This window comes from Chitinophagaceae bacterium (assembly GCA_016699815.1).
Lineage (GTDB): Bacteria > Bacteroidota > Bacteroidia > Chitinophagales > Chitinophagaceae > Ferruginibacter.
In genome coordinates, this window is sequence record CP065012.1 from 502,303 (window position 1) to 525,924 (window position 23,622).

Sequence of the window (23,622 nt, forward strand, 5' to 3'; positions counted from 1 at the left end):
GCCATCATTTTAAATACGGTTTCCACCTGTGTATCATTATATCCGGATGAGGCACAATAAATAGGGTTACCGCTATTAAAACTACTGTTCCATGCAGAGCCTGAAACGGTATGGCCGTCAAAATCGAGGAAAATTACATGGTCTGCCCCGGACAAACTGTTAAAAACAGGCACTTGTGCACTTGCCTTAAAAACAGAAAATGACAATAAAAAATAAAATAGATAAATTTTGCTCATCTTAGGGTAAACTAAACTTTAGTCGGTAACAATTATTTTGTCTTTTTCGGTTTTTTCAAAAAATACCTGCCCGTTGGAAGTGGTGATTTTAAATGCAGAATTTTTTCTGGCGGAAATAATTGAGCCTTCATAAATCAGGCTGCCCGGCTGATCCATTTGTGTAATAGTGATAATAGCGTCTTCCATACCTTTTAACTTTCCGCCAATAGTCCTCACTTTTTCTTCGTTCCACTCATTCATATTTACCAGTATTTCTAATTGTCCAATACCCTCTAAAAATAAATTTGCTGTTTGCCCTTTTGTTGTTGAAAAAAGATTATTCACTGCCCTTTCATTTACTGCTATACGGGAAGAATTATTGCTAAAAAGTTCCTTAGCTGCATTTTGAGCAAAAGCCATTGCACCTGTAAAGCATGCAATGAAAAGCAAAATTTGTTTTTTCATATGTAATTTAGTACCTGATATATTGTAAAATTATATAATTGTTTTTACATTATCTATTAAAAAAGAAAATTAACTTCTTCGCAATCATCTAAGTAAATAGGTATCAATGTTTAATTATCCGGATATATTACCATATCAACTGGAAGAGATAATAAATCAATCTGCCAAAGCATTTACCCTGTATAAACAATATAGTTTGCAGCAAAGGGCAAAATTATTATACGCAACGGCCTATAACCTGCAGCAGGCAGAAAAAGATATAATAAAAATTGCCGTAACAGAAACGCATCTTTCGCCGCCAAGGCTAAAAACAGAACTCAGCCGTACATGCTGGCAATTGAATAGCTATGCGGATTATTGTAAAAGTGGCCAATGGATGGATATACGGATTGATAATGCAGGAAAGGGAAAAAACACAACCGATTTACGCAAAATGCAAATACCACTTGGGCCTGTTGCAATTTTTGGCGCAGCCAATTTTCCACTGGCCTATTCTACTGCAGGCGGAGATACAGCATGTGCTTTAGCAGCTGGTTGTACGGTAATAGTAAAAGCCCACCCGGCACATGCCCAAAGCAGCCAGCTTATTGCGGATATTATTGCCGCAACATTAATTGAATTGAAAATGCCAAAAAATATTTTTCAGCACCTGCATGGCGTTTCAAAAGAAATTGGAAAAGCTTTGGTAAGCCATCCACTCATAAAAGCCGTAGGGTTTACCGGTTCATTTAAAGGAGGAAAACAAATTTTTGACTGGGGGCAGCAGCGGCCCGAACCTATTCCTGTTTTTGCAGAAATGAGCAGCGTAAACCCGGTATTTATTTTGCAGGAAAAATTAATAACCGAAGCCGAAGAATATGCCAAACTTTTAGCTGCTTCCATCAACAGCAGTACAGGCCAGTTTTGTACCTGCCCGGGAATTATTGTGGGTATTAATAATGATAGCTTCAATAATTTTATTGTTGCACTATCAACAAATTTTTCATCCTATGCAGCAGCGCAAATGCTGAACCAGGGTATTTTTGAAAATTATCAATCAACAATGCAATCAATTTTGCAGCAACATGCTGTTCAAAAAATTGAAATACCCAAAGCAAAAGCTTTGCCCAATGAAGCGCTACCGGCTTTGGCCATGGTAAATGCACAGGATTTTATACTGAACCCAAGTTTAATGCAGGAAGTTTTTGGCCCTTTTTGCCTTATGGTAAAATGTACCGATTATGCCGAAATGCTTTTGGTTGCACAGCACATGCAGGGCCAGTTAACCGCTACCATTATTGCAAGTGAAAATGAAATGAATGTGCACAAAGATTTAATTGATAGTATGAAAACCCTTTGCGGAAGAATAATATTTAATGCTGTGCCCACCGGTGTACAGGTAAGCCTGGCAATGCAGCATGGCGGGCCTTACCCGGCTACTACCGACAGCAGGTTTACCGCAGTGGGTGCCGATGGTATAAAAAGGTTTTGCCGCCCTATTGCATATCAAAACTGGCCAAACAATCATTTGCCCGAAGAATTAAAAAATGAAAATCCTTTACAACTTTGGAGAACCGTAAATAATATTCCCGGAAGGCATTAATGCGTTTTACAGCATCAGCGTAAAGAAGAAGTAAGCAATTTTGATTTTTCTTTAATGGCAAGGCAAATACTCACAAACAAAGAAATGAATAAATAAGCAAGCACAGCATAAGGCAACCATACTGCAAGGCCAGATATGCCAAACCAATCGCCAGAATAAAAAATGATACCAGCGCCAAATATAAATTTTAACACTTCAAAAATCCAGGAAAATTTATTGGTATCCATCCAATCGGTTAAAGCATAAATATAAAGGAACACAAATGCACCGTAAATAAACATTTCCGGTGAACCTATAGCAGCAATATTTCCAAAAAGGTAACTTATCAGCAAAAGCAATACCAGCATTTGAGCCCAGCACCAGAATGTTGAAAATGGATTTGCAACGGTATCATACTTTTCAAAATCATACACATCGCTAATACTAAAAACAGGAAAATTTTGTTTTACATCTTCTGGCCTCCAGCCTGTTGGCTTATAAAAAACCCTGAGTTTATCTTTCCATTCTTTTGTATGCCAGGCATCTTTAAGTAATAAAGCCAAATGTTGAAAGTTTATTTTTATGGGATTCCATGTTCTGGCAGGTCTCGTAACACCATACACAGGTGATACTTCTTCCATTTCCTGCTGAAATGTTCCCAACCATTTATCCCAAAAAATAAAAATCTGGCCAAAATTTTTGTCAATATATTCCGGGTTGATGGCATGGTGCACACGGTGATGCGAAGGAGTAACTAGAAATTTTTCTAAAAACCCTATTTTATTAATGTGCCGGGTATGGTACCAAAATTGGGCAAACAAATGCAGCGGGGCTACAATAGCAATTACCACGGGCTCAATACCCAAAAGTGCAGCAGGCAATAATAAAAGTGCAAATAATTTTACAAAAATAGAAATGCTTTGCCTTAATGCGCAGGCAAGGTTAAATTCTTCGCTACTGTGGTGGATTACATGAGCATTCCAAAAAAAATTAACTTTATGCTGCAGCGCATGTACTGCATAACCGGCAAAATCCAATAGGATGATGATAATTACATAAGTAACCCAGGTAGTACCAATATGGGTTATTGCCCAGTGCTTGTACATCCACTCGTAGCCAAGTATGGCAATACTTAAGCCCAGCACATCTTTGGTAACATTGGTAACGCCACTGGCAAGGCTGCTTATAGCATCCATTGTTTTTACGGTTTCAAAACCTTTTTTCCACCCATACCATTTTTCGAAAATTACCAGCAATAAAAAAGCAGGCATGGCAATCAATAATATTTTACCGTAGGTTTCCATATACTATCGCTTAATGTAAATTTAAACTAAATTTTTCAAGCAAATGAAAAACTAAATAATCCAACCCATTTTCAATTTTCTCAATGCAGTACTATAATAAAAATGAAAAAAACAGGCCAAACTTAATGCCCTTTTACAACTTGTCGTTTTACCATGGCCATTGATGAAGCCAAAATAAGGTTTAGGATACTTAAAGACAACATGATAACAATTGCCGGTTTTTTAACGGGGCAATAGGCACCGTAACAACTGCTGAACAAGATAAATGTTTTTACTGCATAAGCCGCCATTAACGCACTTGTAAAAAAACCGATAGCCTTCAAAAATTTACTTTTGAAAACATAACCAGCAATGCAGCATATAGAAAAGAAGATGAGGTATTTTCCGGGCTTGCCATAGATTTGGTTTTCCGAAAAAAAACCATTGAAAGTTTTCTGCAAATCGGGGTAAAAAGCCCAGGGCATAAAGCAACTGATAATAATAATTGCGCAAAAGGCAATACCGGCAAATGGGAAATATTTCATGATATAAAAAAAGCCCGTAAGGTTCCGCTCACAGGCAAGTTTTGAGGTCCCTAGCGGATTCGAACCGCTGTAGAAGCTTTTGCAGAGCTTTGCCTAGCCACTCGGCCAAAGGACCTTATTACTCAAATTACGGTTAAAATTTATTCCTCTTTGAGTTGGCAAAAATAGGGTATTTTTATCCATAAATTAAATGTTTTGACTAAAATGAACAGTATTGCAGCATCTGAATTAATCATTAATAACCGAGGGGCAATATATCATATAAATACAAGGCCCGAAGAGCTTGCACACACTATTATTACCGTTGGGGACCCAGACAGGGTGAAGGAAGTAAGTAAATATTTTGATAGTATAGAATTTCGAAACCAGCACCGGGAATTTATACTGCATACCGGGTTTTTAAACAACAAACGCCTTTCGGTGGTGAGCACCGGTATTGGGCCCGATAATATTGATATTGTTTTGAATGAACTGGATGCCCTGGTGAATATTGATTTTGAAACCCGTACCATTAAACCCAAGCTTACTTCACTCAAAATAATACGAGTGGGCACGGCAGGTTCTTTGCAAAAAGAAATTGCTACAGACAGTTTTGTGGCCAGTACGCATGGATTGGGTATTGATAACCTCTTAAATTTTTATACCACAAATAAAACCGAAGAAGACATTCAAATACTGCAGGCTTTTAAAACCCATGTACAATTGCAGCAGGATATTTCAAGCCCGTATATCACCGCAGCAGCAATACAGTTATTAAAAGAATTTGTAAGTGGCTTCCACCAGGGAATTACCGTAACCTGCCCGGGTTTTTACGGGCCACAGGGTCGTGTGTTAAGAATGGGTTTAGCAAGCCCGCAGTTGATTGACAGGCTCACCGGTTTTCAATTTGGCAACCACCGCATTAGTAATTTTGAAATGGAAACTTCAGCAATTTATGGCATGGGAAAAATATTGGGCCACCAATGCCTATCCTTAAGCGCAATAGTTGCCAACAGGATTACCGGCGAATTTAGTAATGATGGAGCTACCGCAGTGGAAAAACTCATTCAAAAAACTTTAGAAATTATCGCATCAAAAATAGTATAGTACCAATAAAATGTTAGCCAGTTTTTATAAATACCAGGGAACCGGAAACGATTTCATTCTTTTTAATAATATCAGCGGCGAATTTAGCAACCTAAGCCAGGCAACCATTAACCATTTGTGCAACCGCAATTTTGGTATAGGTGCAGATGGCTTAATGCTGATAAACAAAAAAGATGGCTATGATTTTGAAATGGTTTATTATAACAGTGATGGAAAAGCCGGGAGCATGTGTGGCAACGGTGGCAGGTGTATTGTACAATTTGCCAACGACATCGGCATTAAAAAATATACCTATAAATTTATAGCATCAGACGGGGAGCATGAAGCTGAAATAGATATTGACGGCACCATACGTTTAAAAATGCAAGATGTAAATGCAGTGGATGAGCAACTTGATTTTTCGCTGGTAAATACAGGGTCTCCGCATTATATTATTTTTGTGCAAAACGTAAAAAGTATTGATGTACTTACCAAAGGACATGAAATAAGGTACAGCAAAGATTTTGCAGAAAATGGAATCAATGTAAATTTTGTGGAATTGCTGGATAAAGAAACCATTTATGTACGTACTTATGAACGAGGTGTGGAAGCAGAAACCTTAAGCTGCGGCACCGGCGTTACGGCTGCTGCCCTGTTGTGCGCACACAATAATCCTGGCTTTAACAGGGTTGCGATAAAAACACCAGGCGGCAGTTTGAGCGTAGAGTTCAATAAAACCGATAACCGGTATTCAAACATTTGGCTTTGTGGTCCGGCAAATTTTTCATTTAAGGGCGAAATTGAAATTTAAAAAAGCTTAACCTATAAATGGTACAATATTTTTCCATAGAAGACAAAAAGAGTATCGCTATAAACAACCCCGAAAAAGCAACCTGGGTAAATGTATTGCCGCCGCTCAAAGAAGAAGAATTTTACGAATTAAGCAAAGACCTGTTCATCCCTATTGATTTTTTAAAAGACTCTTTGGATATTGATGAACGCAGCCGTTTTGAAACGGAAGAAAAAGTAAAATTGATTGTGATTAAAACGCCTACTGAAAATAATTCGTTTAACGAAAGCGATGCGTTTTATATTACCATACCTATTTGTATTATTATAACCAACGGCCAGATTGTAACGGTTAATTCATTTGAAAATGAAGCCATAAAAAAATTCCTTAACAGTTTCCAGCACAACCCGCCGGAAGAAAAAAATCTTATGGCGCTGAAGATTTTTGAAAAAATTATTACCAACTTCCAGGATTACCTCAAAGAAATAAACCAACGCAGGAATTTACTGGAGCAAAAGCTTTACGTAGCCAACAGGAACGAAGACCTTTTTCAACTGATGCGCATACAAAAAAGCCTTGTATATTTTATTACGGCGCTACGCAGCAATGAATTGCTGATGATGAAACTTGCCCGAACAAATTTTTTGCAATTGGAGCCGGATGAAAAGGATTTCCTGGACGACCTGGTTATTGAAAATTCGCAGGCGCTTGAAACAGCCAATACCTATACCAATATTCTCAGCAGCACATTGGATGCTTATGCCAGCATTATCAGTAATAACCAAAATTTGGTATTGAAAAGGCTTGCCACACTTACTATATTGTTAAGCATCCCGGTTTTAATAGCCAGTATTTATGGCATGAATGTTCCACTGCCTTACCAGGATTCGCATTTTGCATTTTGGATTCCTACGGCTGTAAGCCTTCTCATTTTAGCTTATGCCATCTATAATTTTGTAAAGCAATACAAACGCTAAAGCATGTTTAACGTAAGGGTATATGGTATACTAATCAATGAAAAAAAACAAGTACTGGTAAGTGATGAATATATCAGGGGTCAATATTATACTAAATTTTGCGGTGGTGGATTAGAGTTTGGCGAAGGAACAAGAGATTGCCTCAAAAGGGAGTTTTTAGAAGAAATGAATTTAAACATTGAGGTTACCCGGCATTTATATACTACAGATTTTTTTCAAAAAAGCGCTTTTCATCCACAGCAGCAAATTATTTCTATTTATTACCTGGTAAATGCATTGGAGCCAATCAGCGTTCCACTAAGAAGCCAAGCATTTGATTTTGATGAGCAGCAATTAAAAGTATATGCAGCAATGCAAATGACAGAAACGTTCCGGTTTATTGATTGGGAAAAATTTTCACCGGAAAGTGTAACCCTTCCAATTGACAAAGTTGTTGCACGCTTAATAAAAGAAAATATTTAGTAAAAAAAAATCCGGCAAAGCCGGATCAACAAATACTTTTATTCAATGATTTTTACTTCGGTACGCCGGTTTTTGGCACGGCCCTGCTCTGTACTGTTCTCTTCAATGGGTTCATCCATGCCATAACCTTTTGCCGTTACCCTGTCCGGGTCAATACCTTTCGTTAGCAGGTAAGCCCTTACGGTATTGGCCCGCTCTTCGGATAATTTTTGATTTTTTTCATGGCTGCCGATATTATCGGTATGACCGCCAATTTCAATTTTTTCATCGGCCTTACGGTTCATATAGGCAACAAGCTCATCCAGCACTGTATAAGAACTTTCCTGGAGCGTAGCCTTTCCAAAATCAAAATTGCAATCATCCAATACAAATGTTTTTGCAGGCTGAAACTGGATATCAATTTTAAATGGGCTTTTGTAATATGCATTTCCCTGTGGCATGGGAATATCCAGTACATTATAACTTGTAGAATCTTTAAACCCCAGAATAAATATTTCATACTTATCGCCAGCCGGGAGCCTGAGGCTGAATTTACCCTGTTCATTGGTAAGGCCCTGGTATTCTTTATCGTTTTTCTGGCTGCGAAAAACGATAATTTCTCCATTGAGCATTTCATTTTTAAAATTGGTTACCGATACATCTATGGGCGCATCTTTAGGAATGGCTGCATTTTGCTCATTGCCGGTTTGTGCCAGCAGCAAAGAGGGAATTACAAAAAACAGGGCAAATAAAATTTTACTCTTCATGTTTTTAAAGTTTCAAGCGGTTAAAAGAAGCGTAATATTATAACTTTTTTCTGATGATGTTATTGTGTGATTTGTTAAAATGGCAGTATAGAAATAGCCGGTTTTGTAATCTTATAAAATATTGCTTTAATATTTACAAGCATAAAAAAAGACCGTTATTTAAAACGGTCTTTACATATCAGGTTATGGGTAATTATAATTTAATTACGGTTGCTGTTTTTCTGTGCCCTGCCTGTAATACTTCTACAAGATAGGTTCCCGGTCTCATTCCTGTTCCAAATTTTATCAGTTGAGTAGGGTTTGCTTTAAATTGTTTGTAAATTTTTCCGCTTACGTCATAAATATTTACCAGCATCCTATCGGTATTATTTGTTGTATTTACCTGCAAAACAAATTCTGTAGAGCTTGGGTTTGGTGCAACTTTAAGGTTGTATATTTCAAAATCATTAGCTTCAGGAGCAGCTACACCGCCTTTGGTTGTTTCGGTAGCAATTGTAGCATTGCTGTTTCCTTTCCAGCCCCAGGGATTTCCTGGATTTGGGTTGCCGTATCCCGGGCCCCACCAGCCCCAGCCTTGCCACCAGCCCCACCAACCCCAGCCTGGACCCCACCATCCCCAGCCTGGGCCCCACCATGGGTTATTATCATGAGGATGACAATGGGAATTACATTCGCCGAGGAAGTCACCATGTGCCAAATGTGCTGCCACTGCAGTTTCATCCACACAAGTGGTACGGCAACCGTGTGCACCTTGCTTATGGCAAATTTTCACTTTATTGCCGGAACATCTTACATCTGTTGCAAATATTGGTGTAGTGCATTTTTGAACACAACCATTTGCATCGGTAATAGTTGCCGTAATTACTGCATCATCCATTAAGGAAACCGTTAAGCTATAAGTATCGCCTTCGCCCAAAGTAGCAGTAGAAGTGGAAACCGGCGGTTGCCAGTATGATCCTGAACCAGGACAAACCGTATAAGTGTTTGTTGCTGTACCAGCACCTGCAACCCAGGTTTCATCGCCTGATGAATTGCCCACATTACATTTCAAACGCCTGTTCATGCTATAAGAAATTTTATAAGGTGGCGTACCGCCGGTAGCTGATGCAAGTATTTGTGCCGTATTATCTGCACTATAGCCAAAGAACAATTCAGGATTATTTGTTCCGCATGCTACCACTATTGGTGTAGGTTGGGTAATGGTAACTGTGGTTGTTCCATTTTGACCATGAGAATCCCAAACGGTAAAGTTGTATGTACCAGCAGGAACAAAGAAATAACCAACTCCCCAATATGGTGCAAACCCGCCACTTGCTGTTACATGAACCAATGACCATCCACCATAACAGTTAATGGGAGTATAGGTAACATTTACATTGATGCCGACATTCCTGGTTACGGTAAATGAGCAGCTTGTACTTAAGCCTGCTGCATCAGTAGCAGTGTAGGTAATAGTGGTAGTGCTACCCGGTGCAAATGTAGATCCAGATGCTGGACCTGCTGTTTGTGTTACCGTTACTGCTCCGCAATTATCGGTTGCAGTTGGGTCTGTCCATGTAGCTGTTGCCTGTGAACTGCTCAAAGTAATATTTGCAGGGCAGGTAATTGCAGGAGCTGTTACATCCTGAATCACAATATCCTGATCGGTGAAAGATGTATTGCCATTGCCATCATCAAATACCCAACGAATGGTATGGATACCCTGTGTATTAAATGTAAGAGAAGAAAGTACATTGCCCGTTCCTGGATCTGTTGGGATGCCTTCAACTGTTTTCACACATTCATCTTCTACAGTTGGGAAAGTGGTAACTGTATAGCTACATTCATCAGTTAAAGTGGGCAGACTTGGTGGTGCAGGTGGTGCAGTTACATCATCAATAATTACCGTTTGATTCACTGTGGATGAATTTCCACTGGCATCAGTAAATGTCCAGGTAACAGTTGTTACACCCTGGTCAATAATGGTGATGTTTGTAGATTCAATTCCTGTAATAGGATCCATTGCCGTACCGGTAATACTGTTTCCGCAATTATCTATAACCACAGGTCCGTCTAAGGTTACGGCACATTCTCCGGTAGCATCTGGTAAAGATGCAGGAGCTGTTGGCGCTGTTACATCATCTACAATTACATTTTGTGTTGCGGTAGATGTGTTGCCGTTGCCATCATCAAATGTCCAGGTAATGGTATAAGAACCCTGTGCATTGTATGTTGTAGGATCGGTGGTAGTTCCGGTTACTGAACCAGCGCAATTATCTGTAGCAGATGGTGCGGTTACTGTTACGGAACATTCGCCGGTTGCATCTGCAATGGTTGGCGCTGTTGGCGCTGTGATATCATCTATAATAATATTCTGATCTACCGATGAAATATTTCCATTGCCATCGTCAAATGTCCACGTAACGGTATAATTTCCTTGTGCATTATATGTAGTTGGATCTACTGTAGTTGCAGTAATGGTACCTGCACAGTTATCATTTGCTGCAGGCGCTGTAAGTGTTGCTGAACATTCTGCTGTTACATCTGGCATTGATGCAGGCGCTGTTGGCGCTGTTACATCATCTACAATTACATTTTGTGTTGCGGTAGATGTGTTGCCGTTGCCATCATCAAATGTCCAGGTGATGGTATAAGAACCCTGTGCATTGTATGTTGTAGGATCGGTGGTAGTTCCGGTTACTGAACCAGCGCAATTATCGGTTGCAGTTGGTGCCGTTACAGTTACGGAACATTCGCCGGTTGCATCTGCAATGGTTGGCGCTGTTGGCGCTGTTACATCATCTACAATTACATTTTGTGTTGCGGTAGATGTGTTGCCGTTGCCATCATCAAATGTCCAGGTGATGGTATAAGAACCCTGTGCATTGTATGTTGTAGGATCGGTGGTAGTTCCGGTTACTGAACCAGCGCAATTATCGGTTGCAGTTGGTGCCGTTACAGTTACGGAACATTCGCCGGTTGCATCTGCAATGGTTGGCGCTGTTGGCGCTATTACATCATCTACAATTACATTTTGTGTTGCGGTAGATGTGTTGCCGTTGCCATCATCAAATGTCCAGGTGATGGCATAAGAACCCTGTGCATTGTATGTTGTAGGATCGGTGGTAGTTCCGGTTACTGAACCAGCGCAATTATCGGTTGCAGTTGGAGCGGTTACAGTTACGGAACATTCGCCGGTTGCATCTGGTAAAGATGCAGGAGCTGCTGGCGCTGTTACATCATCTACAATTACATTTTGTGTTGCGGTAGATGTGTTGCCGTTGCCATCATCAAATGTCCAGGTGATGGTATAAGAACCCTGTGCATTGTATGTTGTAGGATCGGTGGTAGTTCCGGTTACTGAACCAGCGCAATTATCTGTAGCAGATGGAGCGGTTACAGTTACGGAACATTCGCCGGTTGCATCTGCAATGGTTGGCGCTGTTGGCGCTGTTACATCATCTACAATTACATTTTGTGTTGCGGTAGATGTGTTGCCGTTGCCATCATCAAATGTCCAGGTAATGGTATAAGAACCCTGTGCATTGTATGTTGTAGGATCGGAGGTAGTTCCGGTTACTGAACCAGCGCAATTATCGGTTGCAGTTGGAGCGGTTACAGTTACGGAACATTCGCCGGTTGCATCTGCAATGGTTGGCGCTGTTGGCGCTGTTACATCATCTACAATTACATTTTGTGTTGCGGTAGATGTGTTGCCGTTGCCATCATCAAATGTCCAGGTGATGGTATAAGAACCCTGTGCATTGTATGTTGTAGGATCGGTGGTAGTTCCGGTTACTGAACCAGCGCAATTATCGGTTGCAGTTGGTGCCGTTACAGTTACGGAACATTCGCCGGTTGCATCTGCAATGGTTGGCGCTGCTGGCGCTGTTACATCATCTACAATTACATTTTGTGTTGCGGTAGATGTGTTGCCGTTGCCATCATCAAATGTCCAGGTGATGGTATAAGAACCCTGTGCATTGTATGTTGTAGGATCGGTGGTAGTTCCGGTTACTGATCCAGCGCAATTATCGGTTGCAGTTGGTGCCGTTACAGTTACGGAACATTCGCCGGTTGCATCTGCAATGGTTGGCGCTGCTGGCGCTGTTACATCATCTACAATTACATTTTGTGTTGCGGTAGATGTGTTGCCGTTGCCATCATCAAATGTCCAGGTGATGGTATAAGAACCCTGTGCATTGTATGTTGTAGGATCGGTGGTAGTTCCGGTTACTGAACCAGCGCAATTATCGGTTGCAGTTGGTGCCGTTACAGTTACGGAACATTCGCCGGTTGCATCTGCAATGGTTGGCGCTGTTGGCGCTGTTACATCATCTACAATTACATTTTGTGTTGCGGTAGATGTGTTGCCGTTGCCATCATCAAATGTCCAGGTAATGGTATAAGAACCCTGTGCATTGTATGTTGTAGGATCGGTGGTAGTTCCGGTTACTGAACCAGCGCAATTATCTGTAGCAGATGGTGCGGTTACAGTTACGGAACATTCGCCGGTTGCATCTGCAATAGTTGGCGCTGTTGGCGCTGTTACATCATCTACAATTACATTTTGTGTTGCGGTAGATGTGTTGCCGTTGCCATCATCAAATGTCCAGGTGATGGTATAAGAACCCTGTGCATTGTATGTTGTAGGATCGGTGGTAGTTCCGGTTACTGAACCAGCGCAATTATCTGTAGCAGATGGTGCGGTTACAGTTACGGAACATTCGCCGGTTGCATCTGCAATAGTTGGCGCTGTTGGCACTGTATTATCTACTACATTTACATTAGCAGTTCCGGAAGCAACGTTACCATGTATATCCGTTACCGTTAGCGTAACCGTATTAACAGAGCTTATAGAATGTGTACCAAGCCCAGAAATATTATTTTGAGCAAAAACTTCCCACTCAGATAATAAAGTAGGAAAACTTGCTCCAGGATTAGTGTTAACGCCGTTTATTACAGTAGATTTTCTTCTCAATGTAGCATCAAGCGTTGTATTTGGTAAATTTACCCAGGCAGTTCCTGGATCTTCCCCAATTCTTCCAAAAATATCAACAAAGGTTCCACCTGTTGTTGTGGTAGTTGGGTTTTTAACCAGGGCCAAGGCATCATCTCCATTAAAATTAATTACAGTTGCTGATATTAAATTGTATGTTGTAATTATGCCGGCGCCATTATTAACAATTACATAAGTGGCACCATTTGCTAAACTGAAGTTGGGCAAAATAATACCATTAGAGGGAGAAGAAGCGCCGTTAGTAAATATCCTTAATGCATAATCCTGGAGGTTTACAGCGGCGCCTGTTCCATTATAAATTTCAATTGCTTTATTATTGCTTGATCCTTCCACATATTCCGAAATCAATAAGTCGGATGCATTGGGAGCCAAATTGGTGCAATTAAAAGTAGATGGAGCAACAGCTATGGATTGTACGCCACAATTGTCGGACGAACCATTATCTATTTGAGCAGCAGTAATTGAAGCATTACCACTTGCATCGAGATAAACAGTTGCATTTTGAGTAATTACTGTAGGAACATTATTATCGGCAACAACTACACTGAAACTTTGCACATCGCTACCAAAAGAATTTGATGCAGTAATAGAAACATTAGTTGTTCCTAAATTAAATGTAGAACCACTTCCGGTACCGCTACCAGAACCTGAAGTTGCGCCGCTAAATGTGAATGAATAAGCAATTGGTGCAGTGCCTGTTGCCGTGGCCGAATAATTTACTACTGCAACACATCCTGCGGCTGCACTTACATTTTGTGTGCCGGGATTAGTTAACGAAGGAGGGGTTCCTACCTGAAAGTTGGCAATATAATTTGAGCCGCCATTATTGGAATAGTGTGTAGCGCTTCCACAAGCCGAATTAAAATTTGCATCGGTATAAATTTCTAAAGAGTACATACCATCCGGCAAACCCGTAATAAGGTTTGGTGTACTATTGGCTGTTTGCTGCCAGGTTTGGTTTTGTCCGCCGGTGCAAAGCGCTCCCGGATCGTTACTTGCCCAATTAAAATTTACAACGGTAAAACTTCCGCTTGGTGAGCCAGCAGGATAAACCCTGTAATACAATGCACCACTTGTAATATCATCAGGAGGGCATTTAAAGGTTTTATTTTGACCGCCATTTACCACTAAAGAACCAGTTAGAGAATTATAAACGCCTAAACCAGCGCCATTAAAATCGGCATTTACGGTAGCGGCCTGTAAATCGTAAAAATTACCATTTACCACTGCATAGCTTTCAAATATGCCAGAGTTTACAGGGTTGCTTATGCTAAAATTTGCTTTATAATTTGCCCCGCCGTTATTGGCAAGCACAGTTCCGCCACTTCCGCCAGTATAATCTGCAACGGTATAAACTTCTACCGTATAATTTCCATCACATAAACCATTTAATAAATTTATACCTGCGCCTGCTTCCTGCCATGTTTGATCGGTGCAACCACCGCTACCACCATCATTGGACAACCAGGGTAGGTTAATATTGTTGTAAGAACCCGTAGGTGAAGCTGTAGGATAAATACGATAATATAACCTGTTGCCGGTAATATCATAAGTGCCACATTTCTCAGTTTTATTTTGAGCGCCATCAAGCCAAATAGAACCTCCACTTGCAAAAGTACCCAGGTAGGCTCCATCAAAATCCGGATTAGCTGTTGATGCTTTTAAATCGTAATAAACATCCGGGCCTCCAAAATTTACAATGGCAAAACTCTGTGGAATATCTGCACTACCTGCAGGCGGCGCCACATTGTTATATGAAACATTAAAATCATCAATTCCTATACCATCATCTGAACCGGAAACATTCAAATCAAGCCACCTAATCCAAATTGTTGCACCGTTTGGAATGTTTATAGAGAGGGAATTGGATAAACTTGCAGAATGTTGCATACTACCGCTACCTGTTGCCTGGCCGGGATTTGCATAATCCAATACGTTATCGTCTATCCATGTTCCGGTAGTTAAAGATGTAGCATCGGTTGAATATTGAAAATCTATCCTGTCTGACCGGTTTATTGCAGCTACTCTCCAGGTTTCACCGGTATAGCTAATTACCAAAGAGCTTATATCTGTACCAGTATTATTCGTAAAAGCTGCTCCGTAGGCAGGCACAACACTTCCCGATTGTAAACCACCTAAAGCCCTTTCTGTAGAACTTGATGCGCCAAAACTATAGGTATCACCTCCAGCTCCGCTTCCGGTTCCAGCAGTATATAATGCATTTGAGCCTGTACCCGTTTCTATGAAAAACCATCCTGCAGGCAAGGTTGAAGATGTTCCCGAACTTGCTAATGTATTAAAATCCTGGGCATAGCTCGAATTGGGCAAGGTAAGGCTTACCTGTGCCGATACTGTACCCATGCAAAAAATTGCCAGCAAGGCAATTAATAATTTTTTACAGCAAAAACCAAAAAGATTTTTCGGTGCCGTTAGGAACCGGGCGTAAAAATGGTTCATAAATTTTTTTTTGAAATTTTAGATATTAACAAGCAGTTATACATAAACCTGTTAAGGGTTATGAGTTTTTAAATTAAAAATATCTTGTAGCGGGAGGTGGTGCTTTTCGGCAGGGAATGGACTGACGCCTGTAAAAATATAAGGTTTTTTTGATGCTACAATAAAATTTGCAATTTATTTTGCCTTATTCTGCAAAAATGGCAATCTTAGTTTTTCACAGCTTATCACCATTTTATAGCCAAAAACTTAAAATTACCAGCTTGCTTTTTTTAAAACCCTTTGAGTGCCTGCATTTTAATCTTTGCTTTTTCAGCTTCGCTCAGCCTTTTATCGGGCCACAGGGCATTTTCCCAATCGCCATAAGTGGCGTTGGGCAATACAATATATTTTGTACCAAAGAGCGTTTGCATTTTATCCGTAGCAGCATTACGGTCTGCAACAGATTTTTTGTAAAACGCTTTATCAAAATCGTTGAGGTTGTCGCCAAGCAATAAAACAATATTATATTTTTTGGCAATTTCGAGGCGGCGGGGTTCTTTATCACTGGTGGTTGTTTTTAATATTACATGTTCTTTATCCGCCTGCGGAAAACCCATTAACTGCAAATTTTTTATTGTAGCATCCAAATCTTTTATTCCCCTGTTGGAAACATAAAAACATTGCACCGCATACTGCGCCGCATAATTAAAAAACTCTTTTGCTCCCGGCATGGCTTCTGCCTTTGAAAGTTCAACCCATTTTTTCCAACTGGTATCAGTATAGCCGTGGTTGTTTAAAATAGAATTTGCCGCATCGGGGCTGTTGTCCAAAATGGTTTCATCAATATCCGTTACAATGGCCAAAGGCATAGAATCTTTATTGGTATGCAAAATGTCGGCAAGGGTAAGCCGTGCCAAATAATAAGCCTGGTAACACAAGGCTTTGTACTCGCCGCTTTGTTGTTGCCATATAACGCTGTTAACCGTTTGCTGCGATGGATTTAATTTTTGTGCATTTGCCTGCATTAAAATTGCCAGCAACAATAAAGTACCTGCAAAAAACTTTTTCATGATATGTTCATTAATTTATTAAACTAATTAATCTAAAGCAATCTTTATTACAAGCGTTGTTGCAACTTTTCTACCATTTCATTTTTCCAGCTTTGGTAATTGCCTTTTTCAATGTGCATCCTTGCCTGTTTTACCAGCCAAAGGTAAAAAGCCAGGTTATGGATACTGGCAATAGTTAACCCAAGATATTCCCCACTTTTAAACAAATGCCGTAAATAAGCTTTGGAATAATAATTACTCACCAGGCAATCTATACCCTCATCTAAAACTGAAAAATCTTTTTCCCATTTTTTATTATCAATATTAATTATTCCACTGGAGGTAAAGAGCATAGCATTTCTCCCGTTTCGTGTTGGCATTACGCAATCAAACATATCAATGCCCATTCCAATGGCTTCTAAAATATTCCAGGGTGTGCCTACGCCCATTAAATAACGGGGTTTATCCAGGGGAAGGTTTTCGCAACACAATGCACATATTTCATACATTTTTTCTGTAGGTTCCCCTACGCTTAACCCGCCAATAGCGTTGCCGGTAGCATTTTTGGAAGCAACAAATTCGCAGGATGCTTTGCGTAAATCACTATAGGTTCCGCCCTGCACAATTGGAAAAAGGTTTTGGGTAAAATTATATTTATCCGGGGTATTATTAAATTGGGTGAAGCACCTGGTGAGCCAGCTCTTGGTAAGTTCCAACGAATTTTTGGCGTAAGCATATTCACTGGCTCCCGGCGGGCATTCGTCAAAAGCCATAATAATATCGCCGCCAATACTGCGCTGAATATCCATTACTTTTTCCGGGGTAAAAACATGTTTGCTGCCGTCAATATGCGATTTAAAAATAACGCCTTCTTCAGAAATTTTTCTTTGTCCGGAAAGTGAAAAAACCTGAAAGCCGCCACTATCCGTTAAAATGGGTTTGTTCCAATTAATAAAACGGTGCAGGCCACCGGCAAGTTCCATCACTTCGGTACCCGGCCTTAAATAAAGATGGTAAGTGTTGCCCAGTATAATTTGTGCTTTTACTTCTTCGTGCAGTTGCCGCTGCGTTACTGCTTTTACGGAGCCAATTGTGCCAACAGGCATAAAAATAGGCGTTTCTATTCGTCCGTGATCGGTAGTAATTAAACCAGCCCTTGCTTTGGATAAACTGTCTTTATACTGTACGCTAAATGCTAATGCTGCCATAAAATGGGCACAAAGATAAACGGAATAAAAAAAGCATACCGTTTTGGTATGCTTTTTCATCAAATATAAATTTTACTATTCTATGATTTGCGTTGCAATTTTAGGTTTTCCAATATTTGTTTTTGCCTATCCAGTTCTTTTACCTGGTCGGCCTGGTCTTTAATATTGGTTTGGATTTCGCTTTCAATTTTTTTAAGCTTATTTTGCAAATCAGATGCATCACTTATTAAATTTGCGCTTTTCTTATCGGCCTTTTTAACTTCGTTTTCCTGTGCAATAATTTGTTGTTCCAGGTCGTAGGCAGCAATTACATCCCTTAAATTATTCATATAGGTTTTCCCATTTTCAAAAAGCTGCGCATCATTGCTTTCATCTGCAAATGCATCAAAGCCCTTGGAGATAAGCAAGGTAACGGTGCTGTTGTCTTTTTCTTTTCTGCTCACCCTTTCCGAAGAAAAATATAAATCATAAGCATCGGGCCCAAGTGCGGTAAGCCTTACTCCTTTAAAAACAATAAAGCCCTTAGATGTTGAGGATTTATATCCTGCTTTGCCAAAGTCCTGGATTAGGGCATTTTCAATTGTTTTTGATGGAAAAGGTATTTCATTAATAAGGGCAGCTCTTGCCACTTTTTGGTATTCTACCGAGCCGGTTCTTGCCTGCGCATTAACGGTAACAGAGATGCAGCTTAGCAGCAATAAGGTTAAAAAAGATTTCATGTGTGATTAATTTAAGGTTAAGACGTAATTAATAAAATATTGGTGCCTAAAATGCAAAGTTAAAATACTCTTACCGAATATTATCAACAAGCAATTTGTGGCGGCTGTTGCTCCTTATATTTTCCACCGTCCACTCTACCCTTTTTTTAAATGGGTGTTTGCGTACGGCACAGTTTTGCTTGTTGCAAATAAAACAGCTAAAATCCATACAGGCATCGGAATGTACAAAAAGCTCCATGGATTTGCCATATTTGCCTTTAACCAGTTCCGATAGCGAATCTATTTCTTTATGCGCTTCCTGTACATTAAAATACCAGGGTATAGTTAAATGTCCATCCAAATGTAAAGTAGCGCCATTCTTAATAATACGAATATTGTGCAAATCAATCCAGTTCTCCGAACGGTTTTCATTGAGCGTTACCACCATATCGTTGAGCAATTCTTCATCGGCCTCATCCATAATACCGGCAATGGAACTACGTATTATTTTATAACCGGTGTAAATAATTATAAGCGCAAACAATATGGCTACAGCGCTATCTATCCATTTTAAATTTGTGAAATACAATAATACCAGGCCCGCAATAATGCCAATAGTTGTATAGGTATCGGAAATTAAATGCCTGCCACTGGATACCAATGCCAGCGAATTATTTTTTTTTCCCGTTTTAACACAAATACTTCCGGCAATATAATTGAGCAATGCCGCACCAGCTACCAGGTAAATACCTTTGTCTAACCGGTTTACCACATTATTATCCCTTAAATGATCCAGCGCCTGGTAAATGGCATAAAGGCCGGCAACAATTATAAGCGTTCCTTCTACCGAAGCTGAAATAAACTCTACTTTTCCATGCCCGTACGGATGATCGGCATCTTTGGGTTTTGCAGAAACATACAAGCTATAAACACCTAAAAAACTTGCAGCCATATTCACAATACTCTCCAAAGCATCGGTAAGTATTGCTACAGAACTGGTAAGATACCAGGCAAAAATTTTAACCAAAAATAAAATTACCGATAAGAGCGCAATGGCCTTTTGTATTTTGAGGTTTTGCTGTGCAGATTGCATGCTGCAAAGATATTGGTTTCTGGATTTTTGGGTATTTGCCGCTTTTAAATACAATATGCAAATTATTTATTTGGTAATTTATTGTATAAAAAACGGTATAATTGGGTATAATCTATTCAACCATTTACGGCCAATCTCCTATTTTTGCATATCTAAAAAATTTAATTGCCGCAATATGAATTTTCAGTTTTCCGAAGAACAATTAATGATACAGCAGGCAGCCAGGGATTTTGCCCAAAACGAATGCCTGCCCGGTGTTATTGAAAGAGATGAAGCCCAAAAATTTCCGAAAGAACAAATAGAAAAATTAGCCGACCTCGGTTTTTTGGGTATGATGGTAAAAGCCGAGTATGGCGGCAGCGGCTTAGATACGGTAAGTTATGTATTGGCTATGGAAGAAATAAGCAAGGTAGATGCCAGCGTAAGTGTGTGCATGAGCGTAAACAACAGCCTGGTTTGTTATGGCTTGCAGGAGTATGGCTCCGAAGAGCAAAAGCAAAAATATTTAGTACCGTTGGCGCAGGGAAAAAAAGACGGGCAACTGCATATTGGCGCATTTTTACTGAGCGAACCCGAAGCCGGCAGTGACGCCACCAGCCAACGCACAACCGCAGAAGATAAAGGCGACTATTATTTATTAAACGGCACCAAAAACTGGATTACCAATGGCAATACCGCCAGTACCTATTTGGTAATTGCCCAAACCGATGTATCCAAAGGCAGCAGAGGAATTAATGCATTAATTGTAGAAAAAAACTGGCCTGGTGTAGTTGTAGGCGCCAAAGAAAATAAGCTGGGCATAAGGGGAAGCGATACGCATAGCATTATGTTTAACGATGTAAAAGTACCCAAGGCAAACCGAATAGGTGAAGATGGCTTTGGTTTTAAGTTTGCCATGAAAACATTGGCCGGCGGCCGCATAGGCATTGCCAGCCAGGCATTGGGTATTGCCAGTGGCGCATACGAATTATCTAAAAGCTACAGCAGGCAACGTAAAGCATTTGGTACCGAAATTATGAACCACCAGATTATTCAATTTAAGCTTGCCGATATGGCTACAAGAATTGAAGCCAGCCGATTACTTTGCCTTAAAGCAGCCTGGGAAAAAGACAATAACCTCGATTATACGCTTAGTGGTTCAATGGCAAAAGTTTTTAGCAGCGAAACCGCAATGTGGACTGCTACCGAAGCCGTGCAAATACACGGTGGTTATGGCTTTGTAAAAGAATACCATGTAGAACGCATGATGCGTGACGCAAAAATTACCCAGATATATGAAGGCACCAGCGAAGTGCAGCGCATTGTAATAAGCAGGAGCATCTTAAAATAGCCACATCATTTAACCTTAGTATTTTCAGGTGGAAGTTTTTAAAAAATATCTTGAAGAAAAAGCACAGGTTACCAATGAACAATTTCGCCATTTGGAAAAATTAGCAGGAGAAAAAAAAATTGCAAAAGGTGAATATTTACTACGGCAGGAGGAAGTTTGCGATAAAATTTATTTTGTTGAAAAAGGTTTGCTCAGGGCATATAAGGTAGATGACGGAGGTAAAGAACACATCAACCAGTTTGCCCCAGAAAATTGGTTTATTACCGACAGGAGCAGTATACTTTTTAATTTACCTTCAGAATATTTTATTGATGCATTGGAAAAAAGTGAACTAATAATTTTCGATAACGATTTTTTAATTGAAGCGTCTAATATAAGTGCAAGCTTTAGGGAATACAATAAAAATTTATTGCACAACCATATCCGCCAGCTTCAAAAAAGAATTGATTCACTGCTTGGCCTAAATGCCGAAAAACGCTACCTCGATTTTGTGGAAACCTATTACAACCTTACTTTACGGGTGCCACAATGGATGATTGCCTCTTACCTGGGCATAAGCCCCGAAAGCCTGAGCAGGGTAAGAAAAAAACTTTCGGTAATAATAAAATAATAAATACTGTTTTTGCTGCAACCTTACCTTAGGAATTTTTTGCGTGTTTTTCCCTGCAAAAAACATTTGTATTTTTAATAATGAAAATAACAGTGATGAAAAATAATTTACTATTTTTTTTAATTGCATTAGCCTTTGCATGCAACAACAATAAAAAAATGACAACAGAAAAACCAGCAAATCAACCGGAAAAATTTGACAAGCAAGGCCACCGTGGCTGCCGTGGGCTGATGCCGGAAAATACCGTGGCTGCAATGCTGTATGCACTCAACTTAAATGTAACCACTTTAGAAATGGATGTAGTGATTAGCAAAGACAAAAAAGTAGTGCTGTCGCACGACCCTTATTTTAACCATGAAATAACCACAAAACCCGATGGCTCATACCTAAATGAAAATGAAGAAAAAAAATACAACATTTATCAAATGATGTATACCGAAGTAAAAACTTTTGATGTAGGCATGAAGCCACACCCACGCTTTACGCAACAGCAAAAAATAAAAGCCATAAAACCACTTTTGAGCGATGTGTTTACGGCTATTAAAAACGAAATGATGGTACGCAAGCGGCCTTTTCCTTACTTTAATATAGAAACAAAATCCACGGTACAAACAGATAATATTTTTCACCCGGCGCCTGAAGAATTTGTGGAATTGCTGATGGCTGTAGTAAATGAATTTAATTTACAAGAGCAGGTAACCATTCAATCTTTTGACATACGTACACTTCAATACCTGCATAAAAAATTTCCGCAGGTAAAAACTGCCCTATTGATAGAAAGCTACGACAGGCGGAGTATAAATTTGCACATAGAACAGCTGGGTTTTACGCCTACTGTTTACAGCCCATCCTACAACCTGGTTACAAATGAATTAACCCGGCAATGCCACGAAAAAAATATGCAAATAATTCCCTGGACGGTAAATGAAAAAGAAAAAATAAAGGAATTAAAAAACATGGGTGTAGATGGCATCATTAGCGACTATCCCAATTTATTTGATGAATAGTTTGTAGAAAAATAAAAGGCTATAGTTGAAAATTGTTTGCGCCAATTGACCCCTTTGCTTTCTTTACAATAACTTTTCCGTTTTCTTTGCATTTAATTTTTCTTTCAACAGCAAGTACAAAAAAGAAAAATGCTAAGTAATAAACATCAGCGCAATGGTTCCTATATTTTGAAACAAATTGAGTATCGCCTATCAAAGGAGTTTGTAAACTCAATGATGAAATAACCATATTTCACAGCAACATCTCCTGCAAGCAACAGAGTTTTCCCTTATGCTCACCATTAGTTCAAAACATACTCACCTTTTTTGTTTACCATTATCACCGGAAGTTGTTTCTTTGTTTCAAAATAGTCGTACACCTGCCGTATATTGGCATTAAACGATTGTAAATAATCGTTGTTTTCTATAGCTTTATTTAAATAACCAAGGGAGTTTTTTACATTGTACCTTACCGGAAAAACATGCACAGGAATAAACTCCTGCCCTTCAGCGTTTACAGCCGAGGCGATTACAAAAACTTCTTCTATTTGAAAATCACCAATGGGAATACAGCCCGTAGAAACGCAGTTACCATGTATATAAATGGCGCTGCCCGGCCTTATGGAGTCGCTCAAAATTCTGTCTGACGCATTGGGATAATTTAACCCAAGCGATAAATGGTACACGCTGTTGGGGTTAAATTCATTGATGTAATAAAACCCCTCCGGCACCTGATAATCGCCTTCCATACGCTTGGGACCCATAGTGCCGCTTTGGATGCACACTTTATAAGTTTTAAAAAGTTGATACGGCGAAGCAAGGGAATTTTTTACCCATATCTCCAGTTGCCTGTCGTACTTAAAAGAGCGGATATACATTGCTGCAGGCGGCCAGCTAAGGTTTAATTTTTCAAATTGCTTTTGCAGGCTGTCTTCAATTTTATTTAAGGAACCCTGCTGTCGCAAAAAATTTTTTTGCGCACCGGCCGAGGATTGGGCACATACCGGTATCACTGCTACGCAAAAGCAAAATGCCCAACCACAAAAACAAATTAAGCGTTTCATTAAAATAAAAAGGGGTTACAAAACCAAAACGTGAAAATAA

General features: G+C 39.7%; 18 protein-coding genes and 1 tRNA gene. 8 read left to right on the plus strand and 11 right to left on the minus strand.

The genetic code is table 11. The annotated features are described in order from the left end of the window. Nucleotides 1-254: 254 nt before the first annotated feature. Nucleotides 255-680 (minus strand): hypothetical protein, encoded by a 426-nt coding sequence (locus tag IPO46_02260; GenBank protein QQS63454.1) that lies wholly within the window; start codon nt 678-680, stop codon nt 255-257. Nucleotides 681-786: 106 nt separating this feature from the next. Between IPO46_02260 and IPO46_02265 the strand changes: the two genes are divergently transcribed. Next, the gene (locus IPO46_02265) at nt 787-2,262 is read left to right on the plus strand and encodes an aldehyde dehydrogenase (NADP(+)) (protein ID QQS63455.1); all 1,476 of its coding nucleotides are present in this window, start codon (nt 787-789) and stop codon (nt 2,260-2,262) included. A gap of 14 nt (nt 2,263-2,276) precedes the next feature. On the opposite strand, the gene IPO46_02270 is transcribed toward IPO46_02265, so the two are convergent. From IPO46_02270 to IPO46_02280, 3 genes are all read right to left on the minus strand, one after another. Next, a complete protein-coding gene (locus tag IPO46_02270) occupies nt 2,277-3,545 on the minus strand; it encodes a sterol desaturase family protein (protein QQS63456.1) in 1,269 nt (422 codons plus the stop codon). A gap of 122 nt (nt 3,546-3,667) precedes the next feature. After that, nucleotides 3,668-4,069 (minus strand): hypothetical protein, encoded by a 402-nt coding sequence (locus tag IPO46_02275; protein ID QQS63457.1) that lies wholly within the window; start codon nt 4,067-4,069, stop codon nt 3,668-3,670. Nucleotides 4,070-4,113: 44 nt separating this feature from the next. Continuing rightward, nucleotides 4,114-4,184 (minus strand) — tRNA-Cys (locus tag IPO46_02280). A gap of 89 nt (nt 4,185-4,273) precedes the next feature. Here IPO46_02280 and IPO46_02285 point away from each other — a divergent pair. The 4 genes from IPO46_02285 to IPO46_02300 are packed head-to-tail and all read left to right on the plus strand — an operon-like array spanning nt 4,274 to nt 7,363. After that, a complete protein-coding gene (locus IPO46_02285; GenBank protein ID QQS63458.1) occupies nt 4,274-5,155 on the plus strand; it encodes a nucleoside phosphorylase in 882 nt (293 codons plus the stop codon). Nucleotides 5,156-5,165: 10 nt separating this feature from the next. Beyond that, nucleotides 5,166-5,945, plus strand: a complete 780-nt coding sequence (locus IPO46_02290) for a diaminopimelate epimerase (protein ID QQS63459.1) — start codon at nt 5,166-5,168, stop codon at nt 5,943-5,945. Between the two features lie 17 nt (nt 5,946-5,962). Further along, nucleotides 5,963-6,901: a magnesium transporter CorA family protein gene (locus IPO46_02295; protein QQS63460.1), complete on the plus strand. Its 939-nt coding sequence runs from the start codon at nt 5,963-5,965 to the stop codon at nt 6,899-6,901. Between the two features lie 3 nt (nt 6,902-6,904). After that, entirely contained in the window at nt 6,905-7,363 is a 459-nt protein-coding gene (locus IPO46_02300) for an NUDIX domain-containing protein (protein QQS63461.1), read from the plus strand. Between the two features lie 38 nt (nt 7,364-7,401). Here the strand turns inward: IPO46_02300 and IPO46_02305 are convergent, their stop codons facing one another. From IPO46_02305 to IPO46_02330, 6 genes are all read right to left on the minus strand, one after another. Next, nucleotides 7,402-8,109, minus strand: a complete 708-nt coding sequence (locus IPO46_02305) for an OmpA family protein (protein QQS63462.1) — start codon at nt 8,107-8,109, stop codon at nt 7,402-7,404. Between the two features lie 193 nt (nt 8,110-8,302). Next, entirely contained in the window at nt 8,303-15,565 is a 7,263-nt protein-coding gene (locus IPO46_02310) for an HYR domain-containing protein (GenBank protein QQS63463.1), read from the minus strand. A gap of 269 nt (nt 15,566-15,834) precedes the next feature. Continuing rightward, on the minus strand, nt 15,835-16,614 hold the full coding sequence (locus IPO46_02315) for a 5'-nucleotidase, lipoprotein e(P4) family (protein ID QQS63464.1): 780 nt from the start codon (nt 16,612-16,614) through the stop codon (nt 15,835-15,837). Between the two features lie 47 nt (nt 16,615-16,661). After that, entirely contained in the window at nt 16,662-17,801 is a 1,140-nt protein-coding gene (tgt, locus tag IPO46_02320; protein ID QQS64295.1) for a tRNA guanosine(34) transglycosylase Tgt, read from the minus strand. An 80-nt stretch (nt 17,802-17,881) separates the two neighbouring features. Then, entirely contained in the window at nt 17,882-18,520 is a 639-nt protein-coding gene (locus IPO46_02325; protein QQS63465.1) for a hypothetical protein, read from the minus strand. Between the two features lie 70 nt (nt 18,521-18,590). Next, complete coding sequence (locus tag IPO46_02330; GenBank protein ID QQS63466.1) at nt 18,591-19,592, minus strand: cation transporter; 1,002 nt, start codon at nt 19,590-19,592, stop codon at nt 18,591-18,593. A gap of 175 nt (nt 19,593-19,767) precedes the next feature. Here IPO46_02330 and IPO46_02335 point away from each other — a divergent pair, with 175 nt between their 5' ends. The 3 genes from IPO46_02335 to IPO46_02345 all read left to right on the plus strand — a co-directional run bounded on the left by IPO46_02335 (nt 19,768) and on the right by IPO46_02345 (nt 22,539). After that, nucleotides 19,768-20,922 (plus strand): acyl-CoA dehydrogenase family protein, encoded by a 1,155-nt coding sequence (locus tag IPO46_02335; protein QQS63467.1) that lies wholly within the window; start codon nt 19,768-19,770, stop codon nt 20,920-20,922. Nucleotides 20,923-20,950: 28 nt separating this feature from the next. Further along, nucleotides 20,951-21,532, plus strand: a complete 582-nt coding sequence (locus IPO46_02340) for a Crp/Fnr family transcriptional regulator (GenBank protein ID QQS63468.1) — start codon at nt 20,951-20,953, stop codon at nt 21,530-21,532. Nucleotides 21,533-21,690: 158 nt separating this feature from the next. Beyond that, complete coding sequence (locus tag IPO46_02345) at nt 21,691-22,539, plus strand: glycerophosphodiester phosphodiesterase (GenBank protein QQS63469.1); 849 nt, start codon at nt 21,691-21,693, stop codon at nt 22,537-22,539. 281 nt (nt 22,540-22,820) lie between these two features. Here the strand turns inward: IPO46_02345 and IPO46_02350 are convergent, their stop codons facing one another. After that, nucleotides 22,821-23,582, minus strand: a complete 762-nt coding sequence (locus tag IPO46_02350) for a hypothetical protein (protein ID QQS63470.1) — start codon at nt 23,580-23,582, stop codon at nt 22,821-22,823. Nucleotides 23,583-23,622: the final 40 nt, after the last annotated feature.

Coding starts and splice junctions, on each gene's coding strand:
- IPO46_02265 (QQS63455.1), top strand. CDS start 787: ATGTTTAATTATCCGGATATATTACCATATCAACTGGAAGAGATAATA.
- IPO46_02260 (QQS63454.1), bottom strand. CDS start 680: ATGAAAAAACAAATTTTGCTTTTCATTGCATGCTTTACAGGTGCAATG.
- IPO46_02330 (QQS63466.1), bottom strand. CDS start 19,592: ATGCAATCTGCACAGCAAAACCTCAAAATACAAAAGGCCATTGCGCTC.
- tgt (QQS64295.1), bottom strand. CDS start 17,801: ATGGCAGCATTAGCATTTAGCGTACAGTATAAAGACAGTTTATCCAAA.
- IPO46_02295 (QQS63460.1), top strand. CDS start 5,963: ATGGTACAATATTTTTCCATAGAAGACAAAAAGAGTATCGCTATAAAC.
- IPO46_02290 (QQS63459.1), top strand. CDS start 5,166: ATGTTAGCCAGTTTTTATAAATACCAGGGAACCGGAAACGATTTCATT.
- IPO46_02285 (QQS63458.1), top strand. CDS start 4,274: ATGAACAGTATTGCAGCATCTGAATTAATCATTAATAACCGAGGGGCA.
- IPO46_02300 (QQS63461.1), top strand. CDS start 6,905: ATGTTTAACGTAAGGGTATATGGTATACTAATCAATGAAAAAAAACAA.
- IPO46_02335 (QQS63467.1), top strand. CDS start 19,768: ATGAATTTTCAGTTTTCCGAAGAACAATTAATGATACAGCAGGCAGCC.
- IPO46_02315 (QQS63464.1), bottom strand. CDS start 16,614: ATGAAAAAGTTTTTTGCAGGTACTTTATTGTTGCTGGCAATTTTAATG.
- IPO46_02350 (QQS63470.1), bottom strand. CDS start 23,582: ATGAAACGCTTAATTTGTTTTTGTGGTTGGGCATTTTGCTTTTGCGTA.
- IPO46_02310 (QQS63463.1), bottom strand. CDS start 15,565: ATGAACCATTTTTACGCCCGGTTCCTAACGGCACCGAAAAATCTTTTT.
- IPO46_02305 (QQS63462.1), bottom strand. CDS start 8,109: ATGAAGAGTAAAATTTTATTTGCCCTGTTTTTTGTAATTCCCTCTTTG.
- IPO46_02270 (QQS63456.1), bottom strand. CDS start 3,545: ATGGAAACCTACGGTAAAATATTATTGATTGCCATGCCTGCTTTTTTA.
- IPO46_02325 (QQS63465.1), bottom strand. CDS start 18,520: ATGAAATCTTTTTTAACCTTATTGCTGCTAAGCTGCATCTCTGTTACC.
- IPO46_02345 (QQS63469.1), top strand. CDS start 21,691: ATGACAACAGAAAAACCAGCAAATCAACCGGAAAAATTTGACAAGCAA.
- IPO46_02275 (QQS63457.1), bottom strand. CDS start 4,069: ATGAAATATTTCCCATTTGCCGGTATTGCCTTTTGCGCAATTATTATT.